We start from the raw sequence: 21,138 nt of genomic DNA on the forward strand, positions 1-21,138 counted from the left end.
AAATAATACCACATGAAAATTAAACACATTGTATTGGCTTCAACAATACTAGTTTCTGTTTCAACTTTCGCTCAAAAAGACGAGCTGAAAGCCTTGAAGAAAATTTATGATAAACAAGTCTATACCGATAAGGATATAGTTGATTTTAAAGGCACTTTAGTAAAAGCTGAGCCGCTTATTGCAAACGCAACAGAATCAGATAAGGTTTATTTAGATTATTATAAATCGACTGTGCCTTTCCTAGAAATGAAACAGGCTTACACAAAACCGGAGAATGCCGGAAACGCCAAACTTGTTTTTAACTATTTTACCATTGAAAATATTGCCAAGTTAACTGCAAGTATGAACAGTGTAAAAGAGTTTGAAAAAACTTCTGGAAAAGCACTTTTGTCAAAAGCTATTGACGATGGCATAGTTCAATTAAAACCATTTTTGGTTAATTATGCCGTTGGTCTTGGAGAAGAGAAAAAGTTTAAAGAAGCCGGTAGTGTATTGTATTCGGCATATCAAATGGATAAAAACGATCCCGATAAATTGTTTTATGCCGCCAGTTTTGCAGTTAATGCCTTAGATTATGATAATGCTTTAGTTTATTACTATGAGTTAAAGAAATTAAATTACACGGGCGAAACTACTATTTTTTGGGCTTACAATAAAGCTTCAAAACAAGAGGAAACTTTCAACACTAAAGTTGAACGAGAATTGTTTATTAAATCCGGGACTCACGAAAAGCCAAGAGATGAAAAAACCACTTCTAAAAGAGGTGAGATTTATAAAAACATCGCTTTGATATTGGTGGAAAAGGGAAAAATAGAGGAGGCAAAAGCTGCTGTGACTGAAGCTCGTAATGCCAATCCTGAGGATTCATCACTTATTTTAACGGAAGCCGATTTGTATTTGAAAGTTAATGATTTCGATACTTACACTAAATTGGTAAATCAAGCCTTAGCTAATGATCCAAATAATGTTGATTTAGTATACAATCTAGGTGTTATTTCTGCTAATGCTAATAAGATTGAAGACGCTGAGAAGTATTATAAAAAAGCGTTAGAAATCAATCCAAACTATTTTAATGCGAATTTAAATTTAGCCGAATTAAAATTGAGAGCAGACGAAAAGTTTGTTAACGAAATGAACAAATTAGGAACTTCTGATAAAGACAATAAACGTTACGAGGTTTTAAAAGCAGAAAGAGAAAAAAACTTTAGAGCGATATTACCTTATTTAGAAAAAGCTTACGAATTAGAACCAAATAACGACGGCGCCAAAAAAACTTTGATGAGTGTTTATAATGCACTTGAAATGACAGAAAAGTACAAAGCCTTGAAAGCAAAAAACTAACTACCGTATCAAAATAAAAAAACCATCCAAATCGGATGGTTTTTTTATGATTTATTATTCTGAATTACAAATGAATCACTTCTCCGTATGCATCAGCTACTGCTTCCATCACCGCTTCACTCATCGTTGGGTGAGGATGTACCGCTTTTAAGATTTCGTGTCCTGTGGTTTCCAGTTTACGCGCTACAACCGCTTCCGCAATCATATCGGTAACACCGGCACCAATCATGTGACAACCTAACCATTCGCCGTATTTGGCATCAAATATCACTTTTACAAATCCATCCGGAGTTCCGGCGGCTTTGGCTTTTCCTGAAGCTGTGAACGGGAATTTCCCAATTTTTAATTCGTATCCTTTTTCTTTGGCTTGTTTTTCAGTCATCCCAACAGAAGCAATCTCAGGTGTTGCATAAGTACAACCCGGAATGTTGCCGTAATCTAAAGGCTCAACATGTAAACCTTTGATTTTTTCCACACAAAGGATTCCTTCTGCTGAAGCTACGTGAGCCAAAGCTTGACCTGGTGTTACATCACCAATAGCGTAGTAACCCGGAACATTGGTTTGGTAAAAATCGTTTACTAAAATTTTATCTTTATCGGTTTTGATACCGGTTTCTTCTAAGCCTATGTTTTCAATGTTGGTTTTGATACCCACAGCCGAAAGCAAAATATCGGCTTCTAAAACTTCTTCGCCTTTAGCGGTTTTTACAAAAGCTTTTACGCCTTTTCCGGTAGTATCAATTCTTTCTACTGAGGAATTAGTCATTACTGTGATGCCCGATTTTTTCAACGAACGCTCAAATTGTTTAGAAATGTCTTCGTCTTCTACCGGAACTACATTCGGCATAAACTCAACAATAGTTACTTCAGTTCCCATTGAATTATAGAAATGAGCAAACTCAACACCAATCGCGCCTGAACCAACCACAATCATTTTCTTAGGCTGAGTTGGTAAAGTCATCGCTTGTCTGTAACCAATTACTTTTACACCATCTTGCGGTAAATTCGGTAATTCTCTTGAACGAGCGCCGGTAGCAATGATAATATGGTCAGCAGTATATTCCGTTACTTTTCCGTCTGCAGCAGTTACGTCAACTTTTTTTCCTGGTTTTACTTTTCCGAAACCATCTATAACGTCGATTTTATTTTTTTTCATCAAGAATTGAACGCCTTTGCTCATGCCGTCAGCTACGCCACGAGAACGGGCGATAACAGCATTGAAATCTTTGTCAAATTCTTTTACGGTCAAACCGTAATCTGAAGCATGTTTTAGGTAATCAAAAACCTGAGCTGATTTTAAAAGTGCTTTCGTTGGAATACAACCCCAATTCAAGCAAATGCCTCCAAGGTTTTCTTTTTCAATTACGGCTACTTTAAAGCCTAATTGTGACGCGCGGATTGCCGTAACATAACCGCCCGGACCACTTCCTAAAACAATAATATCGTATTTCATTTTTCGAGTGTTTATTTGTTATATGTGAAAAATGCAGTCGCTGTCGCTCGTGTCATTCCTGTATAATTTCTATAATTATTTAAGACTGCGAATTTATGGATTTATTTTGAGAATTGTATTCAATTCTTTTTCATTCTTGAGACGTTTATTCATTTCTTCAACTCCTTTTTTATTGAGGTGAATGGCATTGTAAAAATAGTCGGTTCTATTTCGGATGGATTCATAATTAGCGTCAATAAAAGGAATGTCAAGCTTTTGACAAATTGTTTTCGGTCTTTCAAAGGCAATGGAATCATAAGTGATTTGGTAAACCGGTGTTTCAATGGCAATCAAACGAATGTTGTTTTTTCGACACAAATCATTCAATTCTTTCAAAGCTTTGGTAATACTTGGCATGTCTTTCGGCTTAAAAAAATACTTTTTATTGATATCCGAAATCGGGTATTTTATAGTATCCCATTGCTCATCATTCAGCTCAAAACCTTTCGGAAAAGCATCGGATTTATTCAAAGTCACACAATCGATAAACATTTGGTATTTGAACAAAGCATATAGCGGTAAATAGCGTTCGGCCGCATCGAACTGGAAATAATCCATAAAGGGTTGGTCTTCTTCTTTGGGGAAAAATGCAAATCGGGCATAGTCGTTTTTGTTGACCATTTTGGTGTTGTGCTCCAAACTTCCCGCACTGATAAACGGATCAATATTGAGCAACACAAACTTAGGCGCTTTGTTTTTGGCCAAATAATTTTGCAATCTCAAAGTCGATGCCATCAAGTCGGAATGCCCATTCATCCCAATATTAACCGATTTTAAAAGATAATTGTCTTCGAAAAATTGCGGGTCAAAATGCGCCCAACATCTCGAACTTCCCATAAAAACCAAATCGGCATTGACGTTTGAAGTTTGTTCCAAAGTATCATAACCCGTAACCGTTTTACCTTTGATTCTAAAAGAAACAGCGATTTGAATAAGGAATAAGATTCCTATCAAGAGCAACGCAAACAAGGCTGTATTTTTAAAAAACTGTTTCATTTAAAATTGCAGATAAATAAAATCCTGATTCGAAACCGCACTCGAAAAATAATAAATCACAACAATGAGCAAACAATAGCCTAACCAACGGACTATTTTGGGTTGGTTTGTGCCAAAGTATTCCAGCGCATGCTCATTCGTTTTGGCGTTCCATTCCATCATAAACATCAAAAGGATATAGCCTAAAATCGAACCAAAGTAAAGTAAAGAAACCCCATTCAAGATCGGCAATTGCAACAATGATTTAGAACCTAAATGCTTATAAAAATCAAACGCCTCGGTAATACTGGTTGCTTTAAAAATCACGAAAGTCAGCATTACCAAAGTAAAAGTTTTTACCATATTGACTATTTCCTTAAAACCGGTTTGGGCTAACTTTTTCTTCTTGTTCATCGTTCCTTTCAAAATCAGCGGAATGTAATAAATACCGTTAAGAAACCCGAATAGGATATAGGTCCAATTCGCGCCGTGCCAAATTCCGATAAGCGTGAAATTGATAACAATCGCGAGTATTAAACCGTTATTAGCATAATCTCTGAAGTAAATACTCAACGGTGTAAATACATATTCGGTGAGCCAACTCGTTAAAGAAATGTGCCATCTTCTCCAAAAATCGGCTATGTTTTGGGCGAAAAAAGGAAAGTCGAAATTCTTAGTAATCTTAAACCCAAGCAAGCGCGCGACACCAATCGCCATATCGGAATAACCCGAAAAATCGGCATAGATTTGAATGGTGTACAAAAACATCCCAATCACGAGCGAACTCGCCGGAAGGTTTTGATAGTTGGTGAAAACATCGTTGGTAATGACCGCACAATTATTGGCAATCACCACTTTTTTAAACAAACCCCAAAGTATTTGACGCAAGCCATCGACCGCATTGTGATAATTAAATGCTCTTCGGATTTCCAGTTGCGGAATAAAGGTTTTGGCTTTATCAATTGGTCCGGAAAGGATTGAAGGAAAGAACGCGACGTAGTTAAAAAACACCAGCCAATCCTTAGAAGCTTCGGCTTTTCCTTTATCTATATCCAATAAATAACTGATTGTTCTGAATGTGAAAAAGCTTATCCCCAAAGGAACAATCAGTTTCAAAGTATTTAAACCAAGCGAAATCCCAATTGATTGAAAAGCCTCATTGAACGAACTGACAAAAAAGTTATAGTATTTGAAAAATAATAAACCGCCAATGCCTTGTAGTACTCCTATGTAAAGAAAAATGCGCTTGGTTTTCTCATTAACGGCGCTTTCTATTTTGAGTCCCAATGAGTAGTTCAACCCCGAAACGCCAATCAAAAAAGCCAACAAACGCCAATCGGTCCAAGCGTAGAAGAAGTAACTTCCGAGTAATAAAAGTAGGTTCTGGGCTTTTAGATTTCTATTCACCACGAGCCAATAAAGCAGAAAGAATGCCGTAAAAAATATAACGAATGGAATAGAATTAAAAACCATAAGCTTTCTTATTTTAGGGTATCGCCGGCGTTAATCACAAAATCTTTTCCGTTGATTTGGGACGAATCAGTAACCAAAAAAGCAATCGCTACCGCAACTTCTTCCGTTGTCAATAATCGCTTTGCCGGATTGCTTTCAATCATTTGTTCTTTGACGCGTTCGTCGGTTGCCGAAGTCATCGCGGTTTCCATAAAAGCAGGAGAAACCGAGTTGGAAGTAATGTTGAACTTCGCATTTTCATTGGCCCAAACTTGCGTTAGTTTAGCCAAATAAGCTTTGTTCGATGTATAAACTGCCGAACCAACCGGCGGAACATCCACCAAAGCGGAAGTCAAAACCGTGATGATTTTGCCGCTTTTTTTCTTTCGGAAACTGTTGATTGCTGCTTGGGTTAAAGTTACAACCGGTAGGACATTGACTTTAAAATCAGTCAAGAAATCGGTAGTTTCTATTTTATGAAAATGAGTTTTTAAATAATCACCTGAATACGCGTTGTGAACGATTACATCCAAGTCGAGTTCGGTGATTTTTTGGGCCAAAGTTTCAACTGCTTTTTCATCTGCAAAATCACAAGCGATGGCGATTGTATTTTGGAATTCAGCTTCCAATTGTTGGGCTTTCGCCAAAGATTGGCTGAACGTGAAGTAAACCGTATTGTTATCGTCTTTTGCTAAAGTTCGGGTAATGGATTCGCCCAAACCGGATGCGCCACCTGTGAGTAGTATTTTCATAGCAAACCGATTTGAATTTTACCTTTCGCCACGACTTTGGCTTCCGAATTTTTGAAATCAAATTTGAATTCCACAACATTTACCGATTCGTAGAAACCAACAACTTTAGCTTTAAATTCAAGCGAGTCGTTGAGATAAACCGGATTTTTATATTGAATTTCCTGTGAATGAATAATCACATTTTTGGTTGGCAAACCTTCGCCAATAAAATAGGAGAGGAAACCGTTTAAAATATTCCCGTGCATCACTTCGGCTTTGAAACCTTTATCGGCAGCAAATGTCGCGTCGGTATGCAATGGATTTTGGTCTTTAAACAAAGTGATGAACCCATGATAAATTTCATCGGTAACGTTAAAACGCTCGGTAAAGGTGTCCTCAATTTTAAACATTAAATTCCTTTTTCTTGGATGCAAGTAATCATTTCGCCCACATTTTTCCAGCTCTGAATTTCTTTGGAAGTAAACCTGATTTTGAAGTGTTTTTCAATCCCAACCACCAATTGAATATGGTTCAAAGAATCCCAATCGTCAATATCAGTCGCTTGAGTTTCGTAGGTTAAAACAATGTCTTCATTGTCTAATACATCGATAAATACATCGGTTACTTCTTTTAAAATGGTTGGTCTGTCCATGTTTTTATTTTTTCGAAATATAAGTTTTTTTCGGAATATAATCAGTCACTTTTAAGGTCCAAAATTCATTAGCTTGTTCAAAGCCTAAATTAGCATAATGGTTCACGACCATATCGTTTTTAGCCGTCGGAAGGTATTCGCCTTTGAGTGTTTCGAAACCTTTTTGGTTACAAAAATCAACAATCGTGTTCAACACAAAATTCTCCATACTGCGCTTTAGTACACGGCAACTCATAAACCAAGTGTCGATAAAAGCAGTTTGCTCGTTTTCTTTTTTCAAAATAATCACGCAAATCAAACCGTTGTCGCCAAATTTATCTTCTAACGTAAAGGTAAAAGTAAAATGGTTAACCGAAGCGCCAATTTTTTCAATATCCGCATCCGTATAACGAACAGTTCTCAAGTTGAATTGGTTTGAACGCTGTGATAATTGGGCTACTCGCGGTTGGTTGAATTTATTGAAAGGTTCCACTAATGAAACCATATTTAAGCTTTGCAGAAAGTCTTCTTCGTTGGTGAATTTTTTTTGGACTTTCGCTCTTTGGGCTTCAATTTGGTACATTTTGGTGCGCTCCGAATCTTCTTCAGAAAAGGAAACCGTTTCAAACAGATTCAAAGTGTATAAATACTCCAAATATTCTGCCGGATCTTCGGGCATTTCGGGTACAGTGACTTCGGGTAAATATTCGCGAACGATGTTGCGTTCAAACGGATTGTCATCCAAAAAAACCATACTGTCAAATCCGATATTCAGAATGCTTTGGATGTGGCGAATGTTATCGGCTTTGTTTTCCCAATTGGCCACAAAAACCGAAATATCTTCCAGTCTTAAAACCATATCAGGATGTTTTTCAAATGGTTCTTTGGCAACCGATTCGGTATTCTTGCTGCAAACGGCGACAATAATCCCGCGATTTTTTAATTTTTTTATCCAATATTGAAATTCCGAAAACGCTTTGCCAATACCCAAACTTCCGATTTGTATATTTTCAATGCCGTCATCACCAATTATTCCGCCCCAAGTGGTATTGTCTAAATCTAAAATCACACATTTTTTGAACTTGCCGTGGAGTGATTCAATAATGTCTAAAGTACGAGAAGCTACGAATGGTAGGGCATCTAAGCTTAAAACCATTTCGGTGTTGACATAAATCGAGCTTTGAAAGAAGTTGCTTTTCCCAATTTGGTTCTGTATCGAAGACAAGTCACACAAATACAAATTCGGGTCTTTTGTGGCAAACGACATCAACTCAAAGTTTAACTTCCGCAATTGGAACAGGAAAGAAGATTCGGTTTTCAACGCATAATTCCCAAAAACAGCATCGTCAATTTCGGTATAATTGTAATAAATGATTTTGCAATCCAACTGTGAGGTTAGGGTGGAAATCATAAAGTCAACCGACTCTAACTCTTGCAAAGCCAATGAGGAATGAGCTTCCGGTTTTAACTTATTGTATTTGGCTAATAATTTATGCGAAGATTGAAAGATCAAAACCAATTCGGGTTTGAATTCATACAATTCCGATTCACTGTCGCTGATTTGAAGTTCAATCTGATCAAAATCGGCTTCCCAAATTTGGATATCAAAGCCTTTGTCATAGCCCAAACCTCTTATGGCTTGTGTTAAAAACTGAGTGGCAGTATCACCTAAAACCGCCAACTTGATGGTTTTTAGCGTAGAGAAATCCTGTTTCAGGTTTTTTTTCAGCTGTTGGAATGTCTTCATGGTTTATTTAGTCCATTTCGGTGGCAAACTGTGAGTCGTATAAATTTTTATAGTATCCTTTTTCTTTGGTAACCAATTCTTGGTGAGTGCCTTCTTCAACAATTTGGCCTTTATCCATCACAATGATTTTATCCGCATTCATAATCGTTGCCAATCGGTGTGCAATAATGATTGAAGTTCGGCCTTGCGTGATTTTTTCGGTGGCTTTTTGGATTAATTCTTCGCTGTAAGTATCAATAGAAGAAGTCGCTTCATCCAAAATCAAAATACTCGGATTACTAACATAAGCTCTAAGGAAAGCAATCAATTGGCGTTGGCCCGAAGACAACATCACACCGCGTTCTTTCACGTCATAATCATAACCGCCGGGAAGCGTTTTGATGAATTTGTGTACGCCAATTTTCTTAGCAGCTTCAATGACTTCTTCTCGAGAAATATTTGGGTTGTTGAGTGTTATATTGTTGTGAATGGTATCGGCAAAAAGGAAAACATCTTGTAAAACGATGGCAATTTGTTGGCGTAAACTTTCCAATTCGAAATCATTAATGTTTTGGTCATCCACATAAATTGTCCCCGAATTGATTTCGTAAAAACGATTCAATAAGTTGATGATGGTTGATTTTCCGGCACCGGTTGCTCCAACAATAGCAATGGTTTCGCCTGCTTTTACATTGAGATTGATGCCTTTTAAGACTTCTTCTTTGTCGTTGTAACCAAAGCGTACATTTTCAAAACGGATATTGCCTTTGAAGTGATTGGCAATTACTGTTCCGTCTTCCTGCACATCTTTGTCGGTATCTAAAATATCAAAAACGCGATTGGCGGCAATCATGCCCATTTGCATCTCGTTGAATTTATCCGCAATTTGACGCAAAGGGTTGAATAACATTCCGATAAACATCGTGTAAGAAAACAAATCGCCAAACGTGGTGAATTTATCCCCATCTAAAATATGAAAACCACCGTAAAGCACTACAGCGCCTAAGGTTAGCGACGAAATAATATCGGCGATAGGGAAGAAGATGGAGTTGTATAATATGGTTTTTATCCAAGCCTTGTTGTGTTTTTGGTTGATTTCTTTGAATTTTTCGTACTCAATTTGCTCACGGTTAAAAAGCTGTACTATTTTCATACCTGTCACGCGTTCTTGTACAAACGTATTCATATTGGCTACCTGATTTCGCACTTCTTCAAAAGCCACTTGCATTTTTCGCTGGAAGATTCGGGTGACGTAAACCAAAATCGGCATGGCCAAAATTACTATCCAAGTCAGGCGCCAGTTCATATAGAACATAAAAAATAACACCACAATCATTTTTAGTAAATCACTGATAATCATGAATAAACCTTGGCTGAAAATACGGGCGATTTGTTCAATATCAGAAACCGAACGTGTTACCAATTGCCCAACAGGCGCATGGTCAAAATACTTCATTCTGAAGCTCAGCATGTGCTTGAATAATTTGGTACGGATGTCTTTGATGATGTCTTGTCCGAGCCAATTGGCCCAATAGACAAAATAGAATTGGGACAAAGTTTCCAAGAGCAATACAATGCCCATGATGGTGACATAAAACAACAATCCGTGTTCGTCTTTGGGTTTGATGTATTCGTCTACGGTTTGCTTTAACAAATAAGGACGAAGTGCGGCAAATACCGAAAGCGAAACGGCAAACAAAATCACCCCGTAATACCTTGCTTTATAAGGTTTGGTGTATTTTAAAATGCGTTTGAATAAGTTAGTGTCGAATGCTTTTGCCTGCATATTATTTTATATATTCGTAATCAATTTGGGTTAAATATAAACCATGCGCAGGAACCGAAAATCCGGCCTGTCCACGGTCTTTGCTGTCAATTATTTTTTCAAAATCGGTTAAGGTTATTTTGCCCAAACCAATATTAATCATGGTTCCTACGATGGCGCGAACCATATTGCGTAAAAATCGATCGGCAGCTATGGTGAAAACCAATTTATTGCCTTCTTGTTGCCAATGTGCATCAAAAATAACACAATTAAACGTTCTGACGTCGGAATGCGTTTTAGAAAAACATTCAAAATCATTATGCTTAAAAAGAATTTGACACGCTTCGTTCATTTTGTTCAAATCCAAAGGCAATTGGTGCAACCAACTTCCGTCATTTTCAAAAGCATCTTTAAAAGTGTGAATGTGGTATTCATAAGTTCTTTTCTTAGCATCAAAACGAGCGTGTGCTTCATCATGCACTTTTAGAATATTAAAAATGACGATGTCTTTGGGTAGAAAAGAATTGAGTTTGTGTGTTAGGATTTTGGCATCGATTTCGTTTTCATAATCAAAATGGGCGTACATTTTTTTGGCATGAACGCCTGTATCTGTTCGACCTGCGCCAACGATGTCGATTTCTTTTTTTAGGATTAAAGTTAAAGCTTTGTTTAGGGTTTCCTGTACAGAATTGGCATCGGGTTGGTATTGCCAGCCGTGGTAATGGGTTCCTTTATAAGCTAATTCGATAAAATATCTCAATGTTGAAGTGCCAAAATTTATGAGGTGTAAAGGTACAAAGGTTTTTAAATTGGATGTTTAAAGTTTTCATAATTTCATTGATTATATTTGCAACCTCAGAACCTTAGTGCTTCAGCACCTTAGTACCTTTTACCTTGAAAAAAATCCTGTTGCTTTCCGATACCCACAGTCACCTTGATGAAACTATTTTGAAATACGTTCACCAAGCCGATGAAGTGTGGCATGCCGGAGATATTGGTGATTTAAAAGTGACGGATACAATTAAGGCAATCAAACCTTTACGTTGCGTTTACGGCAATATAGACGATGACAAAGCGCGAATGGAATTTCCGTTGAACAATCGGTTTTTTTGCGAAGGCGTTGATGTTTGGATTACGCATATCGGCGGTTATCCCGGAAAATACAATCAAGCGATTCGAGCTGAAATTCAAACCAATCCTCCAAATTTATTTATTTGCGGGCATTCGCATATTTTAAAAGTGCAATTTGATAAGAAACTAAATTTATTGCACATGAATCCCGGTGCTTGTGGTGTTTATGGATTTCACCAGGTGCGAACGATGCTAAGATTCGAGATTGACGGTGAGAAGATTCAGGGATTGGAGATTATTGAAATTGGTAAGAAATAAATTCATATTCAACCACATAGATTCATAGTGAAGGATTTAATTAAATAGTTTTAGAAAATAAATTTCACACATAGTTAGTGATTTCTATTTAAAAGCAAAGATTTCCTGAAATATTGGATTTTAAAATCTATGAATCTATGTGGTTAAAAATAAAAAACCCGTCTGTTTAACGAGACGGGTTTTTCGCAGCACTAAAAAACTAAGTTTATAGGTTTATCGCAATCGATCCACAGATTTTACGAGATCTTCATCCTTTTTGATGGCTTTGTTGGCCAAAACCAAAAGTACGATAGAAAGAATAGGTAAGAACATCCCAACACCTTTCTCAGAAACAATTGCTTCTCCAGATGCCGTTAGTGTTCGATACACAAATAATCCTAATAAAATTAAATTCAATATGATATTCAATCTGCCCATGACAAATTGTTGTTGTCTTTTTGCGTGAGATAAAATGCTTAATAATGATAGCGTGCTGCTCAATCCGAATAGTGCAGTGTAAACAATATCCATCATAAAATAGAATGATTTACCCGATTCGTCTTTCCATAACGGAAACACAAAAGGCAAAACTCCTGTAACGATTAGAGAAGCTATCAAATAATAAGTCTGTATTCTAAACATAGTTTTATAAAAATGTTGGACAAAAATATAGTTTCTTTTTAAAAAATACTATTGCATGGTAAATTTTTATTTGTATTATTGCATAACAAATCCGCAAGTACTTCATCTTCGGACTTTTCTATACCAATATTTTCTACCCACATTTGTAGTATTTTCCAAATCAAAAATTAAATCAAAACAATATTCATGTTTGATATTTCTGCCTTAAAAGAAATGAAGCTTTCTGAGCTTCAAGACATTGCCAAATTGGCAAAAACCATTAAAGTTACCGGTGCCAAAAAAGATACGCTGATTGCGCAAATTTTGGAACACCAAAACAATGCCGTTGCTGAAGAGAAGCCTAAAGTTACTCCGGAAAAAGTCCAGGACAATAAGGGAAAAAGAGTCCGAATTACTCCTGAAACCAAGAAAGCGCCTGAAACCAATCAAAATGATTTGTTCGCCAATGAAGAACCTGTAGCAGCTGTAACCGAAGAAAAACCCGCTTTTGAAAATAAAAATCCTAAGTTCAAAAAACCTTTCGATAAAAAGAAAAACACCAACAATACACCAATAGCTTCATCGCAACCAACAGAAACAGAAGTAGAAGTTACAGAAAAAGCCACTGTTGAAGAGACAGAAGCCAATCCAACTCAAAATAATAACGGCAACCGCGAGCCAAAGCATAAGAACCAGAATCCAAATCAAAATGGTAACGGTAATGCCAACAACAATAATCCAAACTTTAAAGGTAAAAAACATCCTAATTTTCGCGATTCTGACTATGAATTTGACGGAATTATAGAAAGTGAAGGCGTGTTAGAAATGATGCCTGATGGCTACGGTTTCTTGCGCTCTTCGGATTACAACTATTTAGCTTCTCCGGATGATATTTATTTATCGACTTCACAAATCAGATTATTCGGTTTGAAAACCGGTGATACCGTAAAAGGAGTAGTACGTCCGCCAAAAGAAGGAGAAAAATTTTTCCCATTGGTTAGGGTTTTAAAAATCAACGGACATGATCCGCAAGTGGTTAGAGACCGAGTTTCTTTCGAACATTTAACGCCAATTTTCCCAAAAGAAAAATTCAATATAGCCGATAAACAAGCTAGTGTTTCTACGAGAGTAATCGATTTGTTTTCACCAATCGGAAAAGGACAACGCGGAATGATTGTAGCGCAACCCAAAACGGGTAAGACGATGTTGTTAAAAGACATCGCCAATGCCATTGCCGCCAATCATCCTGAAGTTTATTTGATAGTTTTACTAATCGACGAAAGACCTGAAGAGGTTACCGATATGCAACGCAGTGTGCGTGGTGAAGTAATTGCTTCCACTTTTGACAGAGAACCAATGGAACACGTAAAAATCGCCAATATTGTTTTAGAGAAATCAAAACGTTTGGTAGAATGTGGTCACGATGTGGTTATTTTATTAGATTCGATTACGCGTTTGGCCAGAGCTTATAATACGGTTCAACCGGCATCCGGTAAAGTGCTTTCGGGTGGAGTTGATGCGAATGCGTTGCAAAAACCAAAACGTTTCTTTGGAGCTGCTCGTAATGTAGAAAATGGCGGTTCACTGAGTATTATCGCCACAGCTTTAACCGAAACCGGTTCTAAAATGGACGAAGTAATCTTCGAAGAATTTAAAGGAACAGGGAATATGGAGCTACAATTAGACAGAAAAATTGCGAACCGCAGAATTTTCCCGGCTATCGATTTGACTTCGTCAAGCACACGTCGTGATGATTTGTTGTTAGATGAAAAAACACTACAAAGAATGTGGATTCTCCGCAAGTTCTTAGCCGATATGAATCCGGTAGAGGCGATGGATACTATTAATGATAAAATCAAGAAAACCCGAAATAACGATGAGTTCCTGATTTCGATGAATGATTAATCAGTATGGTTTCTCCTAAAAATATATTAATAAGGTCGTTGAATTATTGTTCAATGACCTTATTTTTTTTATTCTTATTCTCTTGTGCGAGTCTGGAGGATACTACTCCTACCTATGGCATTTCGGGTTCGGTTTACAACGATGATAATTTTGGCATTCCCAATATCAAAGTGTATTACACTAACGAGGATTTTGTGGTCACTGATGCTCAAGGAAAATTTCAAATTGATGCGGTAAGTGGAGAAGTCATCTTGACCCCACAAGATCCATCTTATACCTTTACGCCCAATGCCATAACAATAACGGAAGAAAGTAACGGAATTACTTTTTATGGTGAGCCGATTACTGATGAAAACGCTAATTCCACAGCTGTTTATGAATGGTTTTGTCAAATGCAACTGGCTAATGGATTGGTTGAAAGTACTGAAAATGGGAACATCGTTTCTCTTTATGACAATGCCTTAGCTGCTTTAGTTTTTATTGCCAAAGGAGACCGACTTAAAGCAGAAAAGCTCTTTAATTATTTTGATAGCCGTATTTCAATTGAACTTAATGCCGGAACGGGTGGTTTTGCCCAATTCAGAAATGCTGCCGGAATTCCAGATGGTCCCAGATGGATGGGTGATAATTGTTGGCTTTTAATCGCTTTGAACAATTACGAAGCTAAATACAATAGTACTGCTTACAGTAATTTGCAAAATCATTTGGAAACCTGGATTAGATCGCTTCAAAATCCTAACGGTAGTTTGAATGCCGGTTATGATGATAATGGTTTAATTAATAACCAAGTAACTGAAGGAATGATAGATGCTTATAATGCCATTCTGGGTTATGATACTTTCCATCACCAATTGTTAGCTTTTTTGGAACAAGACCGATGGGTAGCATCCAGCCAATTGCTTTTGGCTTATCCTAATAATTACCACCAATTTGCATTAGATAATTTCTCTTGGGGTTATTGTGCCTTTGAGAATTTCCCTAACAGTACTTTGCAAAGTAGTGAAGCACTTTTCCTAACAAGCAAACCAGCTGCGACAACCGGTGAAATTGTTACGGGATTTTGTTTTGATATTGACAGAGATACAGTGTGGTTCGAAGGTACCGGAGAAATGATTGTTGCTTTTCAAAAAGCAGGAATGATTTCGCAAGCTGATTATTATCTAGCGCAAATGGAAAAAGGATTGGTCAATAGTAGTTTGTATTCCAACACTAAAGGAATTCCTTATGTAACTAATTTAGGAACCGGTTATGGATCAGGATTTTTGTGGACTGGTGCTGACATCAAACCTTATGTGTCTTCGAGTGCATGGTATCTTTTTGGCGTTCTTCATTTTGACCCTATGGCAGTGGGCTATCCCAAAAATTGCCCGATTTCTGATCGATTTTGGATTAATTAATAGCGCTTAATTGTAATTCGTAGACGAGTCTTTATAATAGAATTAATTATGGTTCTGTTTAATGAAAATGTCATCTTGTCAGCATAATTTACCCATAACTGACAATTTATTCCCAATCGCCGCTTGGCACAATAGTTGACATTCTCGAAATCGTACAACACAAAGTATTATTCACTCGTAGAGGAATAATCAAAAATAAATTAAAAGGAGAAAATAAAAATGGGAAAAATTATTGGTATCGACTTAGGTACAACCAACTCTTGTGTGGCCGTTATGGAAGGTGGAGAACCAGTTGTAATTGCTAACGCAGAAGGTAAAAGAACAACGCCATCTGTAATTGCTTTTGTAGAAGGTGGAGAAATTAAGGTAGGTGATCCTGCGAAAAGACAAGCGGTGACAAACCCAACAAAAACCATAGCGTCTATTAAACGTTTTATGGGTAACAAGTACACAGAAAGTGCTAAAGAAGCATCGACTGTAGCGTATAAAGTAGTAAAAGGAGACAATGACACACCACGTGTTGACATCGACGGAAGACTTTATACACCACAAGAATTGTCAGCAATGACCCTTCAAAAAATGAAAAAAACAGCTGAAGACTATTTAGGTCATTCGGTTACCGAAGCAGTTATTACTGTTCCGGCATATTTTAACGATGCACAACGTCAGGCTACGAAAGAAGCAGGTGAAATTGCAGGTTTAAAAGTAATGCGTATTATCAATGAGCCAACTGCTGCGGCATTAGCTTACGGATTAGACAAACAAGGTAAAGACCAAAAAATTGCCGTTTACGATTTAGGTGGAGGTACATTTGATATTTCTGTACTTGAATTAGGTGATGGTGTTTTCGAAGTATTGTCTACAAACGGTGATACTCACTTAGGTGGAGATGACTTTGACCAAGTAATCATCGATTGGATGGCTAACGATTTCAATACAGAAGAAGGTATCGATTTGCGTAAAGACCCAATGGCATTACAACGTTTAAAAGAAGCCGCTGAAAAAGCAAAAATCGAGTTGTCTTCTTCGACACAAACAGAAATCAACTTACCATACGTTACCGCTACGGCTACAGGTCCAAAACACTTAGTGAAAACTTTGACTCGTGCTAAATTCGAGCAATTGGCAGAAAGTTTAGTAAAACGTTCAATGGAACCGGTTGTTAAAGCCTTAAAAGATGCGGGTTTAACGACTTCAGATATCGACGAAGTAATCTTGGTTGGTGGTTCTACAAGAATCCCGGTTATCCAAGACCAAGTTGAGAAATTCTTTGGTAAAAAACCATCAAAAGGAGTTAACCCTGATGAAGTAGTAGCAATTGGAGCTGCGATTCAAGGTGGCGTTTTATCCGGTGATGTAAAAGATGTATTGTTGTTAGACGTTACGCCTTTATCTTTAGGAATTGAAACTATGGGGAACGTAATGACTAAATTAATCGAGTCAAATACGACTATTCCAACAAAAAAATCACAAGTATTCTCTACGGCTGCGGACAACCAACCAAGTGTTGAAATCCACGTAATCCAAGGAGAAAGAACGATGGCTGCGGATAATAAAACCATCGGTCGTTTCCACTTAGAAGGCATTCCACCGGCACCAAGAGGTGTTCCGCAAATTGAAGTAACTTTTGACATCGATGCTAATGGTATCATCAAAGTGTCGGCAACTGACAAAGGAACAGGAAAATCTCATGACATTCGTATCGAAGCGTCTTCAGGATTGACTCCGGAAGAAATCGAAAGAATGAAAAAAGATGCTGAATTGAACGCAGAAAGCGACAGACAAGCCAGAGAAAAAGCAGATAAATTAAACGAAGCTGACGGTATGATTTTCCAAACAGAAAGTCAATTGAAAGAATTGGGTGAAAAATTATCTGAAGAGCACAAAACGGCTATCGAATATGCTTTAACCGAATTGAAAATGGCACACCAATCGCAAGATTTAGAAGCTATTCAAAAAGGGTTAGACAATGTGAATGCCGCTTGGAAAACAGCTACTGAAGCCATGTACGCTCAAGGCGATGCCGGTCAGGCTCAAGAGGCTCAACCGCAAGCTGAAGCGCAAGGCGATAACACTCAAGATGTAGAATTCGAAGAAGTGAAATAATTTTCGAATAAAATATTAAAATCAGAAAGTCGGACAATTGTCCGACTTTTTTTATGGTACAGCTTATACGTTATTCTTATTAATGCTTTGCATCTTCATGATGACTAAAGTGTGCGGAAATGTTATTGCTGCCAAAAAGGAAAAGAATAAAGCTTTAAAAATTTCTTGGTCTTTAAATAATACATAAAGAAGTAGAATACCGATTAAGGATAAAATCCAGTAGGCAAAAGCAGATTTAAAATACTGTACAAAATTTTTCAAAGAATACTCTCCATACAAAAAGTATATCTGTTCCTTAATGGAAGGTAAGCTATGCCAAACAACAAAGTAAATTGCGAAAGCCCAAATCAAATTTGCATTTCTGAATATGATACCAAATAAGATTAAATAGACAATATTTACCATTATTTCCTTGCTGAAAATTGGATTTTTTCTGACCAACAGTAATCCGGTTACAAACAGTAATACTCCAATAACAATCAAACAATAAGAGAAGTTTACACTTGTGATTGGAACATTAATTATTTGTCCGATGATTTTTCTAACTTCCTCTTGATGAAAATTGAAAAGCAATGTAAGGATAAAAAGTCCATAGGTCGTTTGAAAAGCAATAACCGTTTTTGACGCCTTTTTTGTATTTAAAATATTCCAATGCTGTTCTCCAAAATGATAAGCACTCACAATTAAAAATAGTATAAGCGCTATTTTGGGCAAAACGTAAAATAAAACAACTCCAAAAAAGACAAAAATGATATAGTAAAGCAATATTTTTTTACCAATAGTTGCAGTTTCTCCTTGGTTGATTTTTGAAATTAATTTCAAATCGTTTGATCCGTGCAGTATTCCAAATAAGAAAATTATTGCAAATCCTATAGTTTGTTGATATTCAATAGAAAAATATGTGGTTATCCATAATCCAAAAAAACTGATTACTATACCGAAATTGTTAGAATTTGTCATTCCAATAGATTTATTTTTTGTTTAAAATTAAATAAAAAAAGTTAAACATAATTATATATTTTGTTTAAAGTTTTTTAACTTTGATTAAACAAATAATTCTAAAACATTTAATTATGACAAATTTATTATTTTCAACTTCGCTTATTGCGAAAATGTTGCCGACAGATTATGTTGGTTTTACTTTCTTTATCGGATGCATGGCCATGATGGCGGCATCTGCATTTTTCTTTTTGTCCCTAAGCCAGTTTGATAAAAAATGGCGTGTTTCAGTTTTAGTTTCAGGTTTAATTACTTTCATTGCCGCAGTTCACTATTTCTACATGAGAGATTATTGGGCTAGTTTCGGTGAATCACCAACATTCTTCCGCTATGTTGACTGGGTTCTAACAGTGCCATTAATGTGTTTAGAGTTTTATTTAATTCTAAAAATCGCAGGAGCAAAACAATCTTTACTTTGGAAAATGATTGTTTATTCGTTGGTGATGTTAGTAACAGGTTACTTCGGAGAAGCTGTAGATCCAACTAATGCTTGGGTTTGGGGATTAGTTTCAGGGATAGCTTACTTTGCTATCGTTTATGAAATCTGGTTAGGTGAAGCTTCTAAATTGGCTAAAGCTGCCGGAGGTGAAGTTCTTGCTTCTCACAAAATTTTATGTTGGTTTGTATTAGTGGGCTGGGCCATTTATCCATTAGGATACATGTTGGGTACAGATGGCTGGTACACTGGTTTGTTAGGTAAAGGAAACGTTGATGTTGCTTACAACATCGCTGATGCCATTAACAAAATCGGATTTGGTTTAGTAATTTACAACCTAGCCGTGAAATCAACAAAAGATTAAATTTTAAGTTAATTGGTTGAAGCCGTCTTGCTGTTACAGTAAGACGGCTTTTTTTTTTAACATTTCCCGTATTGATTATTTTGTATATTCGATTCTTGTTTAAACCAAAAAATTGTATACAATGAAAAGAATCGTTTTATTGGCGTTAATCGCTATGCTGAGTGTCAATGCTTACAGTCAGAAAAAGAAACCCGCAGCGAAGAAACCCACAACAACTGCAGCTTCAGGATTAGCCAAAGTAGATAATTTAGTCGCCGAAGTAAAAAAAGGAAATTTTCAAGTAACAATTAATGAAAACGGCAAAGAAAAAGACGCCATGATTGTTAAAGCGGTTGATGCTAATTTTAAACCAACCAATTGCAAACTGACTTCATTCACCGCAAGTGGCACTAAATTATACTTACTGACTTGGACAGAAATGGTACAAATCAAAACCAATAAAAAAACAGAAGACATTACCAATGTGTATTCGGTGATTTATGAAATTACCAAGAAGAAACAAGTGTTTTCTAATAGCCAAACGACCAATCACATAACGGAAATAGTTTCTTTAGGCGGAACAGCTGCTACAGAAACACAAGAAAAAATCAGAAGAGATGGTTTTGAATTTATCCTCAATCCGGATGGTTCAGTGACTCAGAAGAGTAAGAAGCAGGAAAATAAATGGGTTTACGATGCCACTAAAATGGAGTTTGTAACCAAGAAATAAATAAAAAAACCTCTCGTTTACTGCGAGAGGTTTTTTATTATAAAATAATGAAGTTTTACTCCGTTACCTTAATCTCAAAAGTCTTATTCCAATTTTTACCCGTTACGAATATGGTATTGGTGGTTTTACGAAAAGCAATTCCGTTTAAAACTTCCGCTTCTTTATTGGTTACTTTCGCTCTTAAAGCCGATAAATCCAACACAGCTTCTACTGCTCCGCTTTGTGGATTAATAACCGCAATCAAATCTTTCTGATAGATGTTTCCATATATCTTCCCGTTAATCCATTCTAGTTCGTTTATACTTTTGACTTTTCCATCAATGGTATAGACATTGATAAAATCAACCAACTTTTGTGTTTCCGGATCCATAGTCCAAATCTTTTCTGTTCCGTCCGAATGGTAGATGTTTTTGCCGTCATTGGTCATTCCCCAACCTTCGATTTGTTTGTCGTATTGGAACGATTTTATTTTTTTCATCGTGTTGGCATCGTAAATAAAACCTTCTAGAGTTTTGTAAGTTAATTGATAGATTTTATTATTAAGTACCGTTATGCCTTCACCAAAATATTTCGTATCCAATCCTACTTTTTTAATGGTCTTTCCGGTTCTGTAATCCGTTTTGGCGATGTAGGATAAATAGCTGGTCCCTTCTGGAGAACCGGTACTTTCTATAAGCGTATCATTGTGAAATTCGTAACCTTCAATAAAAGCATTTACGTCATGATCATAAGTATTGACAATAGTGTATTTAAATAATTTTGGTGCCACCGAAGCGGCAACTTCTATACGGGTTTGAGTCGAAATGGTATCGCCTTCAAAATAAATTAAGGCTTTGATTTTTTGGTAGCCCAATTTTTTGCCGCTCAAATCCAAAGTGAATTTACCATTGCCTTTTACAGCGCTGACTCTTTCATTGTTGGCAAAATAAACCACACTGTCGATGGTTTTATTATTGTTGTTTAATAAAGTAAAATCGGCTTTTTCATTAGACTGGTAAATCGACTTTAAGGCATTTTCATCAAAGCTGAAATAGCTTTCTTTGTCACTTTGTTTATCACCACAACTTACTATGTTTAAGGCTAAAAAAGTGGTTATGAATAGGTTATAAACTTTCATTTT

19 protein-coding genes are annotated in these 21,138 nt (G+C 36.6%); 7 read left to right on the forward strand and 12 right to left on the reverse strand.

Features of this window, described 5'->3' with window-relative positions; translation table 11 throughout:
* Positions 1-12: 12 nt before the first annotated feature.
* Positions 13-1,341: a tetratricopeptide repeat protein gene (locus ACK4HO_RS07125; protein ID WP_409664379.1), complete on the forward strand. Its 1,329-nt coding sequence runs from the start codon at positions 13-15 to the stop codon at positions 1,339-1,341.
* A 64-nt stretch (positions 1,342-1,405) separates the two neighbouring features.
* Here ACK4HO_RS07125 and lpdA read toward each other — a convergent pair whose 3' ends face one another.
* The 9 genes from lpdA to truA all read right to left on the reverse strand — a co-directional run bounded on the left by lpdA (position 1,406) and on the right by truA (position 10,873).
* On the reverse strand, positions 1,406-2,794 hold the full coding sequence (lpdA, locus tag ACK4HO_RS07130; RefSeq protein WP_291131945.1) for a dihydrolipoyl dehydrogenase: 1,389 nt from the start codon (positions 2,792-2,794) through the stop codon (positions 1,406-1,408).
* 93 nt (positions 2,795-2,887) lie between these two features.
* A complete protein-coding gene (locus tag ACK4HO_RS07135) occupies positions 2,888-3,829 on the reverse strand; it encodes a hypothetical protein (protein ID WP_409664381.1) in 942 nt (313 codons plus the stop codon).
* Positions 3,830-5,281: an MBOAT family O-acyltransferase gene (locus ACK4HO_RS07140; protein ID WP_409664383.1), complete on the reverse strand. Its 1,452-nt coding sequence runs from the start codon at positions 5,279-5,281 to the stop codon at positions 3,830-3,832.
* Positions 5,282-5,289: 8 nt separating this feature from the next.
* Entirely contained in the window at positions 5,290-6,012 is a 723-nt protein-coding gene (locus ACK4HO_RS07145) for an SDR family NAD(P)-dependent oxidoreductase (RefSeq protein ID WP_409664384.1), read from the reverse strand.
* On the reverse strand, positions 6,009-6,401 hold the full coding sequence (locus tag ACK4HO_RS07150) for a MaoC/PaaZ C-terminal domain-containing protein (protein ID WP_409664386.1): 393 nt from the start codon (positions 6,399-6,401) through the stop codon (positions 6,009-6,011). The genes ACK4HO_RS07145 and ACK4HO_RS07150 overlap by 4 nt, the downstream gene beginning before the upstream one ends.
* Positions 6,401-6,643 (reverse strand): acyl carrier protein, encoded by a 243-nt coding sequence (locus tag ACK4HO_RS07155; RefSeq protein WP_409664387.1) that lies wholly within the window; start codon positions 6,641-6,643, stop codon positions 6,401-6,403. The genes ACK4HO_RS07150 and ACK4HO_RS07155 overlap by 1 nt, the downstream gene beginning before the upstream one ends.
* Positions 6,644-6,647: 4 nt before the next feature.
* A complete protein-coding gene (locus ACK4HO_RS07160; RefSeq protein ID WP_409664389.1) occupies positions 6,648-8,369 on the reverse strand; it encodes an HAD-IIIC family phosphatase in 1,722 nt (573 codons plus the stop codon).
* A 7-nt stretch (positions 8,370-8,376) separates the two neighbouring features.
* Positions 8,377-10,134, reverse strand: a complete 1,758-nt coding sequence (locus tag ACK4HO_RS07165; protein WP_409664391.1) for an ABC transporter ATP-binding protein — start codon at positions 10,132-10,134, stop codon at positions 8,377-8,379.
* A 1-nt stretch (position 10,135) separates the two neighbouring features.
* A complete protein-coding gene (gene truA / locus ACK4HO_RS07170) occupies positions 10,136-10,873 on the reverse strand; it encodes a tRNA pseudouridine(38-40) synthase TruA (protein ID WP_409664393.1) in 738 nt (245 codons plus the stop codon).
* A gap of 134 nt (positions 10,874-11,007) precedes the next feature.
* Between truA and ACK4HO_RS07175 the strand changes: the two genes are divergently transcribed.
* Positions 11,008-11,502, forward strand: coding sequence for a metallophosphoesterase family protein (locus ACK4HO_RS07175; RefSeq protein ID WP_409664395.1), 495 nt, complete (start codon positions 11,008-11,010; stop codon positions 11,500-11,502).
* A 213-nt stretch (positions 11,503-11,715) separates the two neighbouring features.
* Here ACK4HO_RS07175 and ACK4HO_RS07180 read toward each other — a convergent pair whose 3' ends face one another.
* Complete coding sequence (locus ACK4HO_RS07180; protein WP_409664397.1) at positions 11,716-12,123, reverse strand: DUF4293 family protein; 408 nt, start codon at positions 12,121-12,123, stop codon at positions 11,716-11,718.
* 186 nt (positions 12,124-12,309) lie between these two features.
* Between ACK4HO_RS07180 and rho the strand changes: the two genes are divergently transcribed.
* From rho to dnaK, 3 genes are all read left to right on the forward strand, one after another.
* Positions 12,310-14,007 carry a transcription termination factor Rho gene (rho, locus tag ACK4HO_RS07185; protein ID WP_409664399.1) on the forward strand — a complete coding sequence of 566 codons (1,698 nt, stop codon included), beginning with the start codon at positions 12,310-12,312 and terminating at the stop codon, positions 14,005-14,007.
* Between the two features lie 53 nt (positions 14,008-14,060).
* A complete protein-coding gene (locus tag ACK4HO_RS07190) occupies positions 14,061-15,404 on the forward strand; it encodes a carboxypeptidase-like regulatory domain-containing protein (RefSeq protein ID WP_409664401.1) in 1,344 nt (447 codons plus the stop codon).
* A gap of 219 nt (positions 15,405-15,623) precedes the next feature.
* Positions 15,624-17,510, forward strand: a complete 1,887-nt coding sequence (gene dnaK, locus ACK4HO_RS07195; RefSeq protein WP_409664404.1) for a molecular chaperone DnaK — start codon at positions 15,624-15,626, stop codon at positions 17,508-17,510.
* A gap of 63 nt (positions 17,511-17,573) precedes the next feature.
* Here the strand turns inward: dnaK and ACK4HO_RS07200 are convergent, their stop codons facing one another.
* On the reverse strand, positions 17,574-18,470 hold the full coding sequence (locus ACK4HO_RS07200; protein WP_409664406.1) for a Brp/Blh family beta-carotene 15,15'-dioxygenase: 897 nt from the start codon (positions 18,468-18,470) through the stop codon (positions 17,574-17,576).
* Positions 18,471-18,583: 113 nt separating this feature from the next.
* Here ACK4HO_RS07200 and ACK4HO_RS07205 point away from each other — a divergent pair, with 113 nt between their 5' ends.
* Together ACK4HO_RS07205 and ACK4HO_RS07210 are read left to right on the forward strand one after the other, a co-directional pair.
* Positions 18,584-19,309: a bacteriorhodopsin-like gene (locus ACK4HO_RS07205; protein WP_409664407.1), complete on the forward strand. Its 726-nt coding sequence runs from the start codon at positions 18,584-18,586 to the stop codon at positions 19,307-19,309.
* A gap of 121 nt (positions 19,310-19,430) precedes the next feature.
* A complete protein-coding gene (locus ACK4HO_RS07210) occupies positions 19,431-20,018 on the forward strand; it encodes a hypothetical protein (RefSeq protein WP_409664409.1) in 588 nt (195 codons plus the stop codon).
* A gap of 55 nt (positions 20,019-20,073) precedes the next feature.
* On the opposite strand, the gene ACK4HO_RS07215 is transcribed toward ACK4HO_RS07210, so the two are convergent.
* Positions 20,074-21,135, reverse strand: coding sequence for a glutaminyl-peptide cyclotransferase (locus ACK4HO_RS07215; RefSeq protein ID WP_409664411.1), 1,062 nt, complete (start codon positions 21,133-21,135; stop codon positions 20,074-20,076).
* Between the last annotated feature and the right edge of the window lie 3 nt (positions 21,136-21,138).

It is taken from the genome of Flavobacterium sp. (assembly GCF_046296355.1).
Taxonomy (GTDB): domain Bacteria; phylum Bacteroidota; class Bacteroidia; order Flavobacteriales; family Flavobacteriaceae; genus Flavobacterium.